The organism is Cobetia sp. ICG0124 (genome assembly GCF_004006355.1).
In the GTDB taxonomy this organism is placed as follows: Bacteria; Pseudomonadota; Gammaproteobacteria; order Pseudomonadales; family Halomonadaceae; genus Cobetia; species Cobetia marina.
Window position 1 is genome coordinate 1919942 of sequence record NZ_CP024893.1, and the last position, 16336, is coordinate 1936277.

Genomic DNA, 16336 nt, shown 5'->3' on the forward strand with positions numbered 1-16336 from the left:
ATGCGTCACGACACACCCCTTCAGCGTCACGACACACCCCTTCAAGGGGAGACCAACGTCGTCCAGGACGTGCCGGAACGCCTGCACCGCTCGCGCCTGTCGCCCATCACGCGGCGGCGTATCACGGCGTTTCGTGACAACCGGCGCGCCTGGTGGTCACTGCTGATCTTCGGCGTGCTGTTCATTCTGTCGCTCGGGGCGGAACTGATCGCCAATGACCGCCCACTGCTGGTCTCCTATCAGGACGAGCTCTACCTGCCGATGCTCAAGGAGTATCCGGAAACGACCTTCGGCGGCTTCCTGCCGACCGCCACGGATTATCGCGATCCCTATGTGATCGACGCCATCGCGGCGCAGGGCTTCATGCTCAACACCCTGATCCCGTATTCCTATGACACCCTGGATCTCAACCTGGGGTCTCCCGCGCCTTCGGCTCCCAATGCCCGTCATTGGCTGGGCACGGATGACCAGGGACGGGACGTGCTGGCGCGCGTGATCTACGGCTTCCGCCTGTCGGTCCTCTTCGCTCTGGTGCTGACCGCCGGTTCCATCGTGCTGGGCGTGCTGATCGGTGGCGTTCAGGGCTATTTCGGCGGCAAGGTCGATCTGATCGGGCAGCGCTTGATCGAGATCTGGTCTGGACTGCCGGTGCTGTTCCTGTTGATCATCCTGGCCAGCATCGTGGAACCCAATCTCTGGTGGCTGACCGGCATCATGCTGCTGTTCTCGTGGCTGGGGATCGTCGATATCGTGCGCGCCGAATTCCTGCGTGCGCGAAATCTGGAGTATGTGCGCGCGGCCCGCGCCATGGGCCTGCCCTCACGTCTCATCATGTGGCGTCATGTACTGCCCAATGCGATGGTCGCCACCCTGACCTTCATCCCCTTCCTGTTCACGGGTGCCATCACGACCCTGACCGCGCTGGACTTCCTGGGCTTCGGGTTGCCGGCAGGCTCCCCGTCGCTGGGCGAACTGGTCGCGCAGGGCAAGAACAATCTCCAGGCCCCCTGGCTTGGCATGACGGCATTTCTCAGTCTCGGCATCATGCTGACCCTGCTGGTCTTCATCGGTGAAGGGCTGCGCGATGCCTTCGACCCACGTCATATCAGTGCCCGGGAGCAGGACGCATGAGTCAGCGTGCTGCGGCTGGACGATCTCTGCATCCGCTTTGGCAAGACACCTGTCGTCAGGCATCTGTCGCTGGACGTGAAACGCGGCGAATGTCTGGCCATCGTCGGCGAATCCGGCTCGGGCAAGTCAGTGAGCCTGCTGGCAAGTCTCGGCCTGCTGCCGGGGCATGCCCATGTCACCGGCACGCGGGAGTTCACCACGCTCGAGGGAGAGAGGCTGGATCTGTCAGCCCTGACGAGCCGCCAATGGCAACGCGTGCGCGGCAACCGGATCGGCTTCGTGTTCCAGGAACCGATGACATCCCTCAACCCCCTGGCCCGAGTCGGCGACCAGATCAGCGAGAGCCTGCGGCTGCATCAGGGCCTGCGTGGCCATGCGGCACGCCAGCGAGTGATCGAGCTGCTCAAGCAGGTTCAGCTGCCTCGCCCGGAAGAACTCCTCGAGGCCTGGCCGCATCAGCTCTCTGGCGGTCAGCGCCAACGCGTGATGATCGCCATGGCGATGGCCAATCAGCCGCCTTTGATGATCGCCGACGAGCCCACCACGGCGCTGGACGTCACGGTGCAGCAGGACATCCTCGCTCTGCTCGACAGGCTGCGGCGAGACCAGGGCATGGCCATGATCCTGATCAGCCATGACCTCAATCTGGTCCGCCGCCATGCAGACCGCGTCATCGTGATGCGGGAAGGCGAATGCATCGAGCAAGGGCCGGTGTCAGAGGTCTTCGATTCTCCCAGCCACCCGTATACCCGCGAACTGCTGGCCGCCGAGCCTGAAGGGGTGGCCGCGCCACTCGACCCTGAGGATGCGGGCACGCCCGTTCTGGAAGCACGTGATCTGGAGGTGCGCTTCTCGCGTCCTCGCAAGCTGTTCCAGAAACGTCCAGCGGATTTCATCGCGCTTCAGCCGCTGGATCTGACCCTCGCGCGCGGGGAGACGCTCGGGATCGTGGGCGAGTCGGGCTCCGGCAAGACCACCCTCGCCCTGGCGCTGTTGAAGCTGCAGGCCGCACGCGGTGAGATTCGTCTGGAGAATGCCCGTATCGATACGCTGGATCGCAACGCCCTGCGTCACAAGCGACGCCAGATGCAGATCGTCTTCCAGGACCCCTATGGCTCGCTCTCACCGCGCATGCCCGTCACGGACATCATCAGTGAAGGCCTGCGCTTTCATCAGCCTGAGCTCTCAGAGGACGAGGTACGCCAGCGCGTGACGCAGGTCATGCGCGAGGTCGAGCTGCCTGCCGAGTGCGCCGATCGCTATCCTCACGAGTTCTCCGGCGGGCAACGCCAACGCATCTCGCTGGCCCGCGCCCTGATTCTCGAACCTCACCTGCTGGTGCTGGATGAACCCACCTCGGCGCTGGATCGCAGCGTCCAGAAGCAACTCATCGCTCTGCTGCGCGATCTGCAGGCGCGTCATGGCCTCAGCTACCTGTTCATCAGTCATGATCTGGCCGTGGTGAGGGCTCTGGCCCACCGCGTGATGGTGTTGCGCGAAGGCAAGCTGGTGGAGAGCGGAACGACTGCCGAGGTACTGGGCAATCCGAGGGAGGACTACACGCGGGCCCTGATCCAGGCGGCAGGACTGACGTGACATCTGGACGATTGCAAATAATAAAGGTTCTCAATATGATTCCGTCAGAGGTGGGCCTGAGCGCTGAAGCCGTCGTTGACCAGTACGCCAACGTGGCCCATGCCACCTACAGCGATGCCCTGGCCAGCGCCAATGCCCTGCGCGCCGCCAACGCCGCGCTGATCGAAGCTCCATCCGAGGCGACGCTTGCCGAGGCTCGCACTGCCTGGAAACAGGCGCGCGTGGCGTACCAGCAGAGTGAAGTCTTCCGCTTCGGCAATGCCATCGTCGATGACTGGGAAGGTCAGCTGAATGCCTGGCCGCTGGATGAAGGCCTGATCGACTACGTCGAAGGCGACGGCTATCAGGCGGAACTGGGCAACCCGGGCGCCAGCGCCAACATCATCGCCAACGACAGTGTGCAGATCGGTGCCGACAAGATCGACACTACCGAGATCACCCCGGAGCTGCTGGCCTCCCTGAACGAGCTGGGCGGATTCGAGGCCAACGTGGCCAGCGGCTACCACGCCATCGAATTCCTGCTCTGGGGCCAGGACATGCATGGCTTCGAGCCTGGCGCAGGCGAACGTCCGGCGTCGGACTATGCCAAGGGAGAGGACTGCACCGGCGGCAACTGTGACCGCCGTGGCGCCTACCTGCTGGCGGCCAACGACCTGCTGATCAATGACCTGGAATACATGGTCGGCCAGTGGGCACAGGGCGACAAGGACAACTATCGCGCCGAGCTGACCTCCCTGCCGGCCGGTGAAGGCCTCGAGAAGATGCTGTTCGGCATGGGCTCCCTGTCACTGGGCGAGCTGGCCGGTGAGCGCATGAAGGTCGCGCTGGAAGCCAATTCCTTCGAGGACGAGCACGACTGCTTCTCCGACAACACCCACTACTCGCACTTCTACAATGCCAAGGGCATCCAGAACGTCTATGAAGGCACGTACGTGACGCTGGATGGCCGTACCTTCGAAGGCCCGTCATTGCACGCACTCGTCGCCCAGAATGACCCGAAGCTGGCCGAGAAGATGCACGAGGCGCTGGACACCACCATGGGCCAGCTGCAGGTGATGGTGGATACGGCAGACGCCGAAGACGGCATGAAGTTTGATCAGATGATCGCCCCGGGCAATGCCGAGGGTGCCGAGATCATCAATGCCAGCATCGAAGACCTGGTCGCGCAGACGCGCCTGATCGAAGAGATTGCCAACGACGTCGGCATCAGCGGACTGAAGGCCGATACCGCAGATCACGAATTCTAGGCACTCACCCGAGATTGCCAGGCCGCTGACCGTCAGCGCCTATCTGGCCGCATTGCCACTGCAGGACACCGCGAAGAGTGGTGGCGAGGGCAGCGTGCGCAAGCACGATACCAATGCCTATTCCCTGCCGGCCAAGAACCTGAGCTTCGATCAACGTCTGTCCTTCAGCGTCGGCAACAGCTTCTTCAAGAGCCCATGGGTGATCGCGCCCGCCAGCACCACCGCTCGCGATGGCCTCGGTCCGCTGTTCAACACCAATGCCTGCCAGAACTGCCACGTCAAGGATGGACGCGGCAGTCTGCCGGCCGAGGGCGACCCCTCGGTGGGCCTCTTCCTGCGCCTGGGCATGCCGGACAGCCACGAGGACAGCTGGAGCGATGAGGAGCGTGAATTCCGCCGCATCGCTGGAGTGATGCCGCACCCCGTCTATGGCACTCAGCTGCAGAATGCCGCGGTGCCCGGTATCGAGCGCGAAGGCCGCATGCAGGTCGTCCATGAAGAGATGCCCGTCCCGTTGGCGGATGGAGAGGTCGTTCTGCTGCGCAAACCGCGCTATTCCCTGGTCGAGGCTGGCTTCGGCGACCCTGGCCCCATTGCACTCTCACCGCGCCTTGCCCCGGGCATGGTAGGCCTCGGGCTGCTCGAGGCGGTCAGCGAGGAGACCTTGCTCGAGTGGGCCGACCCGCAGGATGCGGATGGCGATGGCATCAGCGGTCGCGCCAATACCGTCTGGTCACTGACCGAGCAGCACGAGGTCATGGGGCGTTTTGGCTGGAAGGCCGGCCAACCCGACGTTCGCCAGCAAAGCGCCAAGGCGTTCGCCGGCGACATGGGCCTGACATCGAATCTGGTCAGCTCCACCGATTGCACGCCGGTCCAGAAATGCGCAGACCTGCCCAACGGGGGCACCATCGAGGTGGAAGACAACGTCATGGACAATGTGGCGTTCTATTCGCGCAATCTCGCCGTGCCGACACGACGTGACCTCGATGACCCGACGGTGCGCGAAGGCGAGCAACTGTTCCGGGAGCTTGAATGCGCCAGCTGCCACCGACCACGCCTGACGACCGCGTCTGGTGGTGTGGCCGCCCAACTGGCTGACCAGACGATCTGGCCCTACAGCGACATGCTGCTGCATGACATGGGCGATGGCCTGTCAGATGATCGCCGCGAATTCGAGGCGACCGGCAATGAGTGGCGCACGCCGCCACTCTGGGGGATCGGCCTGGCGCAGACGGTCAATCCCGCGACGGGCTTCCTGCATGATGGACGCGCCCGCACCCTGCTTGAAGCCGTGCTCTGGCATGGCGGGGAAGCCAGGGCCAGTCGAGACGCCAACACCACCAGCGCGGACGCCGTCAGCCAGTTTGCCGCTGACACTTTGAGCGAAGCCCACCAGCAGCTCGCCAACCGCCTGACGCAGCTCTCGCAGCACAGCCAGGCGTTCTGCTCCGCCGAGGGTAACGTGACGCTCGAGACGCTCAAGGAGGATTGGCGCAGCGCCATGCTGGGTCTGAATCAGGTCAACTGGGTCGAGATGGGCCCCATCCTGCAGAATTCTCGCCAATGGCAGCTGTATTTCTGGCCGGACAAGAAGGACCTGGTGTCAGGCAAGACACGTGCCCTGCTCGCTGGCGATGCCCCGATCACGGCCGATGGCCTGGCGGAGCAATCCATCGTCATGCAGGGGCTGGGCAGTGTGGAATTTCAACTGTTCGATGCCCGCTATGCCGACTCGCCCCTCACCGCCAACACGCGGCGGTGTGAGCTGATGACGGCCGACACCGCCTACGCCGCCAGCACCGGCAAGACGCTGCTCGAAGAGTGGCAGCAGTTCGCGCCACACCTGGCCGATGGCACTGGCGCCTTCAGCGATCCACGTGACGCCGTGCTTTCCCTGGTACGCGCGATGACCGTGCAGCTTGAGGCCATCAAGGACCGCAAGCTGCGCCGCCCGATCGGGCTCGACAACGGCGGCACGGCCAACCCCTACGCGGCAGAGTCCTGGCGTGGCGGCATGGGGCTTGCCAACATCGGGGCGACGCTTGCGATGATGGAGACGCTCTGGCTCGGCAATGACGAGGTCGCAGGCATTCAGGGCTACCTGAATCAGCAGGTCGACCCGCGCATGGTGGCCTCCACCACCGGAGACTTTGCCGATGCGCGTGACGCCTTCGCCGCCCTGCCGGCGGATCTTGCTGGCATGTTGCGCGACGACCCGCGCAATGGCGATCTGCAGCAGGCCATGATCCACCTCGAGACCCTGCAGGCAGGCTTTGCCGATACCCTCAACCCGGCACTCGGGCTGTCTCTAGGCTTCAACAGTACCGATGGCGATTGATTCGGGAGTGAAGCACGTGAACAAAGCAGGACATGGCATGCTGGATACCCATCCAACGGAGGCACGTCAGCGCCGGCGACTGCTCAAGGCATTGGCCTGCACCCCGCTGCTGGGGTTACCCGGCGGCGCGGCACTGGCCGGTGGCAACAATGCCGCCAGTGCTCGAGGCCATGTGCCAGCCGGGGTGGCCATCTCGGCCTGTGACGATGACACGGGGCAGCACTTTGCCAGCTGTACCAGTTACCAGGGACAGGAACGCTGGCGTCAGCCCATCAAGGAACGCGCCCATGGCGCCACCCGCCATCCTCACAAGCCCTGGGCACTGATCTTCGCCCGGCGCCCCGGCACCGAAATCAATGTCTTCCACCTCGAGACCGGTGAGCGGATCACGCGCATCGAAGCCGCGCCGGACCGCCACTTCTATGGGCATGGCGTGTTCAGCCCGGATGGCGGTCTGCTCTACACCACCGAGAACGCCATCACCTCCGGGGAAGGCCGTATCGGGATCTACGACATGCATCGCGATTTCGCGCGACTTGGCGAGTTCGCCAGTGGCGGGATCGGCCCACATGAGATCCGTCTGCATCCGGACGGTCGGCAGCTGATCATCGCCAATGGCGGAATTCTCACGCGCCCGGAGACCGGTCGCGTGAAGCTCAATCTGGAGTCGATGCAGTCCAATCTGACGCTGCTGGATCGCGTCTCGGGCGAGATTCACTGGCAAGGCGAACCATCGCATCATCAGCTGTCATTGCGTCATCTGGATGTCAGCCGCGATGGCACCATCGTCGCGGGGTATCAGTATCAGGGACCTGCCTCGGACCATCACCCCCTGGTGGTGATGAAACGCCCCGCCAGCGAGACCTTGCAGGAATTGCCGCTACCGCTGGAATACGTCCCTCAGTTCAAGCAGTACATCGCGAGCATCGCCATCGCCCCCGAGGGCCACCTGGCGGTGGCCACTGCCCCCAGGGGCAACCTGATCACGCTGTGGAACCTCGAGACCGGCGAGCTTGAGACGACACTGGACTTCGCCGACTGTGCGGGGGCGCTGGCAGTACCGGCCACTCAGGAGACTCCCGCGGGGTTCGTGGTCAGCAATGGTCGCGGAGAATGGCTGCTGATCGATGAGGACGGGCTGCCGGCGCTGGGGCCGGTGCGCCTGGCCAATACCCACTGGGACAACCATCTGGCGTTGATGTAGACGGTCACCATAGCGTCATCTGGCGATCCAGCAGACGATCGAAATCATCCTTCACGAACGGAAGAATGCCATCGGCAACGGGCTTGAGCTGACGACTCAGATAATGCTCCACATCGATGGGAGAGCGCAGGTACTCGACAGGCTCCGGCCCGGCAGTGGTCATCACGTAGCGAATCCAGCCGCCACGCTGGTAACGCAACGGCAGGCCGCGCCTACGATTCTCGTCATCCGCCAGACGCGCTGCCCGCACATGCGGGGGCACGTTGCGCTGATAGTCATCCAGACGTCGCCGCAGGCGCTTGCGATAGATCAGCGCATCCACGTCAGAGTGGCTGTCAGTCCCTTGAGCATGGCGCTGCAGAGACTCCTGCACGTAGCGCTTGAGATACTCCTGGTAGGGGCTTCCCTCGAAGATGCGGCGATAGAGGCCTTGCTGGAATACCTTGGCCAGCGGCGTCCAGTCGGAGCGCACGGACTCGAGCCCCTTGAACACCAGCTCGCTCTCACCTCCCTCCCCCATCTGCCGGAGGCCTGCATAGCGCTTCTTGCTGCCCTCCTCTGCTCCCCGGATGGTGGGCATCAGAAAACGCTGATAATGGGTCTCGAACTGGAGCTCCAGAGCACTGTCGAGCCCCAGACTGTCCTTGAGATGCCGCTGCCACCAGGCGGTGACGTGGGCGGCCAGTTCACGGCCGATCTCACCGGCCTCCTCCTCCGTGTGCGCCTCGCCAAGCCAGACGAAGGTGGAGTCGGTGTCACCGTAGATCACGGTGTAGCCGCGCGCTTCGATCAACGCCACCGTCTGCTGGATGATCTGATGGCCACGCCGTGTGATCGAGGAGGCCAGACGCGGGTCGAAGAATCGGCAACCGCGTGAGCCCAGCACGCCATAGAAGGCGTTCATGATGATCTTGAGCGCTTGCGTCAGCGGCACATCGCCTGCCGCCCGGGCGGCGTCCCGCGCCTGCCATATCTCCGCGACGATGGCGGGCAGACAATGCTTGTCACGCGAGAACCGCGCACCGAGAAACCCCGGGACGCTTTGGCCCAACGACACATCCTCCGACTCATGCAACCCTTCGATGAGCCCCAGCGGGTCGATCAGGAAGGTCCGGATGATGGAGGGATACAGGCTCTTGAAATCCAGCACCAGCACCGAGTCGTAGAGTCCGGGCAGGGAGTCCATCACGAAGCCGCCGGGACTGTCCTCCCCCACCACATCTCCCAGATTGGGCGCGACCTTGCCGAGTCGATGCAGGCGCGGCAGATAAAGGTGGGTGAAGGCCGCCACCGAGCCACCGCTGCGGTCGGCCTCAAGTCCGGTGACACTGGCCCGCGCCAGCAGAAATTCCATCAGCCGCGTCCGCTCGAAGATACGCGTGACCAGCTCGCAATCCTTGAGGTTGTAGCGCGCCAGCGACGGTTTGTCCTCGGCGAACATGCGCAGGATCTCGTCCAGACGGGAATAGGGATCATCGATGGCCTTGCCTTCCTGCAACAGCTCACGCGAGACATTCTCGAGGCTGAACGACTCGAAATGCCAGAATGCCGACTTGAGCGCCTCGATGCCGTCCACCACCCACCGGCCGGGAATCTCGGCGAAATAGTGCTCCGCCTGACGCGAATGCGCTCGCCACTGCATCGTGCTGCCATCGCGCCCCAGGCGCAGAGGCAGATTCTCGGCCTCCGAGAGCCGCACCAACATGCGCAGATCGAACTGGATGACATTCCAGCCGATGATGACGTCCGGATCGTGGCGTGCCACCCAGTCGATCAGGCACTGCAGCAATTCACGCCGGCTGTCCCGATACTCGAGCCCGAAATCGCATCGGGCAGTCGTCTCACCGTTCGCCGGGCCCAGCATGTAGACCTGACGCTGGCCGCAGCCTTCAAGCGCGATGGAATACAGATTGCCCCGGGCATCGGTCTCGATGTCCAGCGATGCCCAACGCAGGGGGGGACGGTAGCCGTCAAGCGGCATGAGGCGTGCATTGTGCAGACTGCCATCGGCGTGACGCTCACCACGCGCCGTGACGCCCGCCGTGATGAAGCGCTCCATCAGATAGCGATCAGGCGGACGGACATCCGCCTCATAGACGTCGACACCGATCGCTTTCAAACGACGTGCCAGCTGCCCCAACGTGCGGTATTCGCGACAGTAAAGCCCCACCACCGGTCGATGATGAAAGTCTTCCAGTGCCAACGGGCGCAACTCGGCCCCGGGCTGGAAGCGGACCAGAGTCTGCGCCAGCACCTGCTGTTCAGCTGGCAGGAAAGCGACCACCTCCTGGGGCTGAGTCTGGACTCGCATCCCGCCATCCTCGGTACGAATCCAGACGCTGATCACGACACCTTCCGGCGTATCCCGCCAGTGTCGCGTCATCACGAAGCCCTGACTCGAGGTCATCCTGGCGAGTGGACGGTTGGGGGGAACCTGACGATACGGCCTCTGGCACTGCAATACCCTTACGTTGAATATACGAATGCCGAGCGGGATGAGATCAAGACGCGACTGCATCCCCATACGTTAAGATGAATTCAGTAACGTGCAACAGCCGTCGCGACGCCCCCTCCCAAGATACCGGCACGACTCAAGGAGCATGCGTCATGCAACGCTTTGAGATGATTCAAACCCTGCTGGGCCAGATGCTTGGCCAGATCGACGATATCATCTTGCTTGCGGATGATCAGCGACACATCACCTACATGAACGACAGCGCGGTAAAGGCATTCGGCTATCCGCGTGACGTGCTGATCGGCCAGCAGACACGCATACTGTATGCCTCCAACGATGAATTCGAGCGCCAGGGCACGAGACAATTCCGAACCGATGCCCTGCCCCCCAGGGAGGGGCGGGTCATTCGCTATCGACGTCAGGATGGCAGCTTCTTCTATGGCGAGACACTCGGCGGCCCCATCAAGGACCCGTCCAGCGACAACACCTTCATGTTCGGCCTGATCCGCGATGTCTCTCGTCGCGTGACAGCAGAGCACACCCTGCACCGACTCCACGCCATCACCTCTTCTCGCCAGCTGTCCTTCAATGATCGCATTGATGAACTCCTGAAACTGGGATGTGCCCACTTTGGCCTGCCCATCGGTATCTTCAGCCGCATCACGGATGGTGATTACGTCGTCCAGCGTGCCTGCCATCCGGAAGACCTGCTGGCACCGGGACTGAGTTTCTCTCTCAGCGATACCTACTGTGATCACGTCTACAAGGCCGATAGCGTACAAGCCTTCCACCATGTGGCAAGCAGCGAGATCAGAAACCATCCCTGCTACTCCAACTTCAATCTGGAAGCCTACATCGGCGCGCCGGTGATCGTGGATGGAGAACGCTACGGTACCTTCAACTTCTCGAGCCCCGATCCGGTGAAACCCTTCACTTCGCAGGATATCGAGCTGGTGCGTCTCATCGCACTGTGGGCCGGACATGAAGTCGCGCGTGCCAATGACATCAATGCTCTGAAGGAAGCCCATCAGGCGCTCGAGAAGGTCGCGATCACTGACCCGCTGACCGGCCTTTACAACCGACGTCATGCTCAGAAAGTGCTGGAGGAGAGCATCACCGCGCTGTCGACTTCCCAGGTCGACCAACCATTGTGCGTCGCATTGCTGGACTTCGATCACTTCAAGAAGATCAACGACAACTACGGCCATGACGCCGGTGACCTTGCCTTGCAGCAGCTGGGTGTCCTCGCCGAGGACATTCTGCTGCCCGGGGATACTCTCGCCCGCTGGGGAGGTGAGGAATTTCTGGCCATCCTGCCCAATTCACTGCTCAGCGACTCTGCCACACGCATCAATACGCTGCGTCAGCGCATGAAGGACAGTGTCGTGGAGCACGCTGGACAACGCCTGCCACTGTCATTGAGCATCGGACTTACCTGTCTTGCACCCAGCGAGCGTGCCACGCGCGAGCAGCTCATCGCTCGCGCGGACGAGGCCATGTACGCCGCCAAGGAAGATGGGCGGAACTGCCTCAGAATGGTGTGACTCATGTCATCACACGACTCCCATGCCTCCTCTCCTGATTCCCGCAGCGCCGTCGGCCTGGCGGAAGATGGCGTTCTGTCAGCGCAGCCCACCGGCATCGCGCCCCTGACGGCAGCGCTCGCCTCGCCGACTCAGCACGAGCGCCACCAACTGGGCATCTTCCTGCTGCCGGGCTTCGCGATGGTCGCGCTGTTCTCGATGATCGAACCGCTGCGCATCGCCAATCGCCTGCGCGGGACACGCCTGTATCAGTGGACACTCGCCAGTCAGGATGGCGCACCGGTCAAGGCCTCCAACGGCATGGTCCTGCCGGTGGACACGGCACGTGACGAGCTCCCCTCGGTGGACAAGCTGGTCGTATGTACCAGCTTTGCCCCGGAAGCCTATCTGGAAGATCGCACTCTCCAATGGCTTGAGCAGCGCTCCCGCAGCGGCTGCCAGCTCGGGGGCGTGGACACCGGCTGCTTCGTGCTGGCACGTGCAGGCCTGCTGACGGGCAAGACGGTCACATTGCACTGGGAGAGCCTGCCGGAATTCACCCAACGCTTCGATGAGGTGGATGCCGTGGAGTCTCTCTATGAAATCAGTGATGACGGTTTCTTCTGCGCCGGAGGCAGCGCCCCGCTGGACATGAGTCTGGAGCTGATCCGCCGCCAGCATGGCCAGACGCTCTATCAGGCGGTACGCGAACAGTTGATTCTCGATCAGGGACGACTGCCCGCCAGCCGGCAGCGCGGCCTCAGTCAACAATCGGCAGACCTGGCAGATCCGCTGCTCAGACGTGCCATCACGCGCATGGAAAACACCCTGGAGGCGCCACTCAGCATCGAGGCACTGGCCGAGGAGCTCGGGCTCTCATGGCGTCAGCTGGAGCGGCGCTTCCAGCAAGGGCTGGGATGCACGCCTCAGGCCTATCAGGGAGAACGTCGCCTGCTGCATGCGCGCACTCTGCTTCATGACACCCGCCACGGCATCACCGATATCGCCCTGGCCTGCGGATTCACATCGCACTCGAGCTTCACCCGCGCCTTTCGTCGCCGCTTCGGGATCACCCCGACACAGGCACGACGCCAGCCACCGCGTCCGATGTCGAATTGGGCACAGATGGTGTCGAATTGAGCACAGAAGACACCTACATGGACTGCCATTCTGTCGGGGAACTGATCACCCGACAGAAGGAAGGACTCTCCATGGCGCTCCCGATGACACCCGACTACGACAGCTGGCCGATTGACGAGACTCTCGTGAAGGTCACCCACGAAGCGCGCTATCTCAGCGTGAGCTGGAGCGACGGACGCGTCAGTCGTTTCCACAGTGTCTGGTTGCGCGAGAACGCCGCGGATGACACCACCATCAATCCAGCGACACGCGAACGCATACTGGATCTCTCCCAGCTGCCAGCATGGCCGGAGATCGCCAAGGCCAGCATCGATGAGGACGGTGCGCTCAGCGTGCTGTTCACGCCGGAAGACCGCCGCCTGCGCTTCCACCCGGGCTTCCTGCGTGCCAATGATTACGACAACCAGAGTGTCTTGCCGCCAGAACTGCCGCCGCTTGCTCTCTGGCATGGTGAACAGCTGGAACAGCCCCCGACCATCGACGCCGCCCGCCTGGCCAGTGCCGAGCATGGCAGCCAGCAGGAGTCCGAGATCCTCAATCCGGCCCTGCACGAGCTGCTCGGCAAGGGACTGGTGCGTCTGCGTAATCTGCCGGCGGAGTCCGGCGCCCTGGAGAAGGTCGCCGAGCGCATCGGCTCGATCCGCACCACCAACTTCGGTCACCTCTTCAATGTCCGCGCGATCCAGAACCCGGACTCCAACGCCTACACCTCCATCGCGCTGCCACCGCATGTAGACTTGCCGACCCGGGAATACCAGCCGGGCCTGCAGTGTCTGCATTGCATCGAGAACAGCGTGGAAGGCGGCATGGCGGTGATGATGGATGGCTTCGCCATCGCCACGGCACTGAAGGAAGAACACCCAGAGGCCTATGAGACCCTCATCACGGTGCACTGGCGTTACGCCAATACCTCGCGCAATACCGATCACGTCTGGCATTCACCAATGATCGTGCTGGGCCAGGCGGGAGAGCTGCTGGAAGTGCGGATCGCCGACTTCCTGCGGGGCCCGATGATGGCACCGTTCGAGCAGACCGAAATCGCCTACGACGCCCTGATGACACTGCAGCGCATGCTGCGTGAGCCGCGCTCCGCCCTGCGCTTCACCTACGCGCCAGGTGACCTTGTCATCTTCGACAATCGCCGCCTGCTGCACGCCCGCGATGCCTTCGAAGGCGACAGCGGCAGCCGCTGGCTGCAGGGCTGCTACCTGGAGCGTGACGAGGTGCGCTCTCGCTACCGCATGCTCAAGCGTGCCGAGCGCGCGGAGCGGGTCGAGGCAACCCCATTCCCTCTCTTTATTGGCTATCTGCACAGGATGCCCGCAATGCCCGCCAATTCCGCCGATATTCCCTACCTCGCAAGCCTGCTTGACGGCCTCGCGCAGTATTTCCCGCTCTCGCTGCCCATCGTCATCGCGTTGATCCTGCTGGCTGCTGCCACCTCCGCGCTGTCTGCGGCTGTCGGGGTCGGCGGTGGAACGTTGCTGATCATGATCATGGCGCAGTTGATGCCTGCTACCGCCTTGATTCCGGTGCATGGCATGGTGCAGCTGGGTTCCAACGGCGGGCGCATGGCGATGACCTGGCGCCATATCGACATGCGCCGGCTGCTGGCCTTTCTGCCGGGTGTGGCGCTGGGTGCGCTGGTCGCGGCCTGGGTGTTGATCCGCTTGCCTGAGGGGGTGCTGGAGCTTTCCATCGCGCTGTTCGTGCTGTTCACCTGCTGGGGGCCGCCGCTGCCCAAGCGGGCATTGAGCCGCACAGGCACCTTGATCGCCGGTGCCATCACGACGTTTCTTTCGAGTCTGATCGGGGCCAGCGGCCCACTGGTCGCGAGCTTCATCAAGCAAGGCGGCGGCGAGCGTCACACCAAGGTGGCGACCTTCGCGGCCTGCATGGTCGCGCAGCACCTCACCAAGGCCTTCATCTTCGGCATGGCAGGGTTTCTCTTCCATGAGTGGTTGCCCCTGATCGTGCTGATGATCGGTGCGGGCCTGATCGGTACCCGCCTCGGACTGCGTTTTCTGGATCGTGTCTCAAACCGGCACTTCGATGGCCTGTTCAAATGGGCGCTGTCATTGCTGGCACTCAGGCTTGCCTGGCTGGGTAGCGTCTCTCTGATCAGTCATTGATCCGCCACCAGGCGGAACTCGGGGTGCGACATTATTGCGGGGGACACCACAGTGCTGGCTGAGGTAACGTGCCCCTTCTGCAAGTGCATACCTCTGGCCAGAGGGTGTGAATCCCCATGGCTGGACCATGCACAAGTCAACGCGACCGAAGTCCAGAGGACATCAAGATGACGCATGCAAAACATTGGCTCACCACACTCGTCGCTGGCAGCCTGCTGTTCAGTGGCCAGGCATTCGCTCACGCCCATGTCAGCAGTGCCAATCCCGCGGACGGCGCCAGAATCGCCTCGCCGACTAGCATCAGCCTCACCTTCAGCGAAGGGCTGGAGTTGCCCTTCAGTGGCCTGGGTCTCAGCAGAGTCGATGGCAACCCCGTCTCCCTGGGGGATGCCACTCTCGACAATGGCGGCAAGACGTTGAACGCTCCGGTCAGCAAGACGCTCGAGGCAGGAAAATATGCCGTCAAATGGCATGTGCTTTCCACCGATGGTCACAAGACCGAAGGCCAGTATCAGTTCACCGTCACGCCGTGATCGGCCCCGATAACGCCCTTGCCGCGAGCCGCTTCGTCCTTGACGGAGCGGTCGTGTTCCTTTGGGGCGTCAGCGGATTCCTGCTGACATCGTCGTCGCGCGAGCTGCGCCTCTGGCTTGAGGAGCGCTGGTCGGGGGCCTTGCGCCTGGCACTGGCATTGGCCGTGATCGCCACTGCCTTCCAACTGCCACTCCAGACTGCCATCATCGGGGCTGGCTGGGGAGATCTCTCCAATGTCTCCCTGGCATGGAGCGTCATGACCCAGACGACCTCGGGGCTTGCCTGGGCAGGCAAGGCAGGCATCCTGTCGATGGCACTGCTGGCGCTGATGGTGATTCCCGCACATCGCCTGGTGGTCCTGGCGCTTGCGAGCATGGCAATGTTGGCAAGCCTTGCGTTCTCCGGTCACGCCGCCATGCACGGTGGCTGGCTGGGAGGTATTCACCGCGCCAATCAATGGCTGCACCTACTCAGTGGTGGCTTCTGGATCGGGGCGTTGTTCCCGGTGGTGTCCACCCTGCGTGCATTGCATGCCGAAACTTTGTGCCAAGCCGCCAGAGCTGCCTTGATACGCTTCTCCCGCATGGGCCACCTCGCGGTCGCTCTGGTGGTCGTGACGGGGGCCCTCAATACCGGGCTGATTCTCGGGACACCCTCGCTGGACTGGTCGCACCCTTATCAAGGACTGCTGGCCATCAAGATCGGGCTGGTGCTCAGCATGGTCAGTATCGCCCTCTTCAATCGCTATTGGCTTGTGCCGAAGCTTTCCGGCCAGGGTGGCACCACACGAGCCCTTGAGTGGATGACGCGACTGGAAGTGATGTTGGCGGCGCTGGTACTGGGGCTGGTCGTGACGCTTTCCGCCCTCGATCCCTACTGATGATCGCAGCTTGCGTCTCTGTCCTCTCTACAGCGCCGCCCTTGCTGTCAAGATCCCTAGGCCTTCTTGCCTGCATCATCACCATGACGTGTCTGCATTACTCACCATCAAAAACGCCCCGCTCAGCCAGCAGGCTGAGCGGGGCGTTGTTTG

11 protein-coding genes are annotated in these 16336 nt (G+C 63.0%); 10 read left to right on the forward strand and 1 reads right to left on the reverse strand.

Annotated elements, in window-relative coordinates; all coding sequences use genetic code 11:
* From CU110_RS08895 to CU110_RS08915, 5 genes are read left to right on the forward strand one after another with little or no spacing between them, the layout of a single operon-like run.
* On the forward strand, positions 1-1131 hold the full coding sequence (locus CU110_RS08895) for an ABC transporter permease (protein WP_127735610.1): 1131 nt from the start codon (positions 1-3) through the stop codon (positions 1129-1131).
* 6 nt (positions 1132-1137) lie between these two features.
* Positions 1138-2727 (forward strand): dipeptide ABC transporter ATP-binding protein, encoded by a 1590-nt coding sequence (locus CU110_RS08900; RefSeq protein WP_127735613.1) that lies wholly within the window; start codon positions 1138-1140, stop codon positions 2725-2727.
* Positions 2728-2762: 35 nt separating this feature from the next.
* A complete protein-coding gene (locus tag CU110_RS08905) occupies positions 2763-3974 on the forward strand; it encodes an imelysin family protein (RefSeq protein WP_127735616.1) in 1212 nt (403 codons plus the stop codon).
* 52 nt (positions 3975-4026) lie between these two features.
* Entirely contained in the window at positions 4027-6315 is a 2289-nt protein-coding gene (locus CU110_RS16970; protein WP_240665335.1) for a di-heme oxidoredictase family protein, read from the forward strand.
* A gap of 16 nt (positions 6316-6331) precedes the next feature.
* Complete coding sequence (locus CU110_RS08915; RefSeq protein WP_164850333.1) at positions 6332-7519, forward strand: DUF1513 domain-containing protein; 1188 nt, start codon at positions 6332-6334, stop codon at positions 7517-7519.
* Positions 7520-7523: 4 nt separating this feature from the next.
* On the opposite strand, the gene CU110_RS08920 is transcribed toward CU110_RS08915, so the two are convergent.
* Positions 7524-9926, reverse strand: coding sequence for a DNA polymerase II (locus tag CU110_RS08920; RefSeq protein WP_127735619.1), 2403 nt, complete (start codon positions 9924-9926; stop codon positions 7524-7526).
* 200 nt (positions 9927-10126) lie between these two features.
* On the opposite strand from CU110_RS08920, the gene CU110_RS08925 reads away from it, so the two are divergent.
* From CU110_RS08925 to copD, 5 genes are all read left to right on the forward strand, one after another.
* A complete protein-coding gene (locus CU110_RS08925; protein ID WP_084208784.1) occupies positions 10127-11518 on the forward strand; it encodes a diguanylate cyclase in 1392 nt (463 codons plus the stop codon).
* A 3-nt stretch (positions 11519-11521) separates the two neighbouring features.
* Entirely contained in the window at positions 11522-12637 is a 1116-nt protein-coding gene (locus CU110_RS08930; RefSeq protein ID WP_240665336.1) for a GlxA family transcriptional regulator, read from the forward strand.
* Positions 12638-12654: 17 nt separating this feature from the next.
* Positions 12655-14769, forward strand: coding sequence for a TSUP family transporter (locus tag CU110_RS17955; protein WP_346427118.1), 2115 nt, complete (start codon positions 12655-12657; stop codon positions 14767-14769).
* Between the two features lie 167 nt (positions 14770-14936).
* On the forward strand, positions 14937-15302 hold the full coding sequence (gene copC, locus CU110_RS08945) for a copper homeostasis periplasmic binding protein CopC (RefSeq protein WP_084208789.1): 366 nt from the start codon (positions 14937-14939) through the stop codon (positions 15300-15302).
* Positions 15236-16183: a copper homeostasis membrane protein CopD gene (copD, locus tag CU110_RS08950; RefSeq protein ID WP_084208790.1), complete on the forward strand. Its 948-nt coding sequence runs from the start codon at positions 15236-15238 to the stop codon at positions 16181-16183. The genes copC and copD overlap by 67 nt, the downstream gene beginning before the upstream one ends.
* Positions 16184-16336 lie beyond the last annotated feature (153 nt).

Bases quoted from the DNA above. Each gene is read 5' to 3' on its own strand.
- CU110_RS08895 (WP_127735610.1), top strand. From the start codon at position 1: ATGCGTCACGACACACCCCTTCAGCGTCACGACACACCCCTTCAAGGG.
- CU110_RS08905 (WP_127735616.1), top strand. From the start codon at position 2,763: ATGATTCCGTCAGAGGTGGGCCTGAGCGCTGAAGCCGTCGTTGACCAG.
- CU110_RS08920 (WP_127735619.1), bottom strand. From the start codon at position 9,926: ATGACCTCGAGTCAGGGCTTCGTGATGACGCGACACTGGCGGGATACG.
- CU110_RS08925 (WP_084208784.1), top strand. From the start codon at position 10,127: ATGCAACGCTTTGAGATGATTCAAACCCTGCTGGGCCAGATGCTTGGC.
- CU110_RS08930 (WP_240665336.1), top strand. From the start codon at position 11,522: ATGTCATCACACGACTCCCATGCCTCCTCTCCTGATTCCCGCAGCGCC.
- CU110_RS17955 (WP_346427118.1), top strand. From the start codon at position 12,655: ATGGACTGCCATTCTGTCGGGGAACTGATCACCCGACAGAAGGAAGGA.
- copC (WP_084208789.1), top strand. From the start codon at position 14,937: ATGACGCATGCAAAACATTGGCTCACCACACTCGTCGCTGGCAGCCTG.
- copD (WP_084208790.1), top strand. From the start codon at position 15,236: ATGGCATGTGCTTTCCACCGATGGTCACAAGACCGAAGGCCAGTATCA.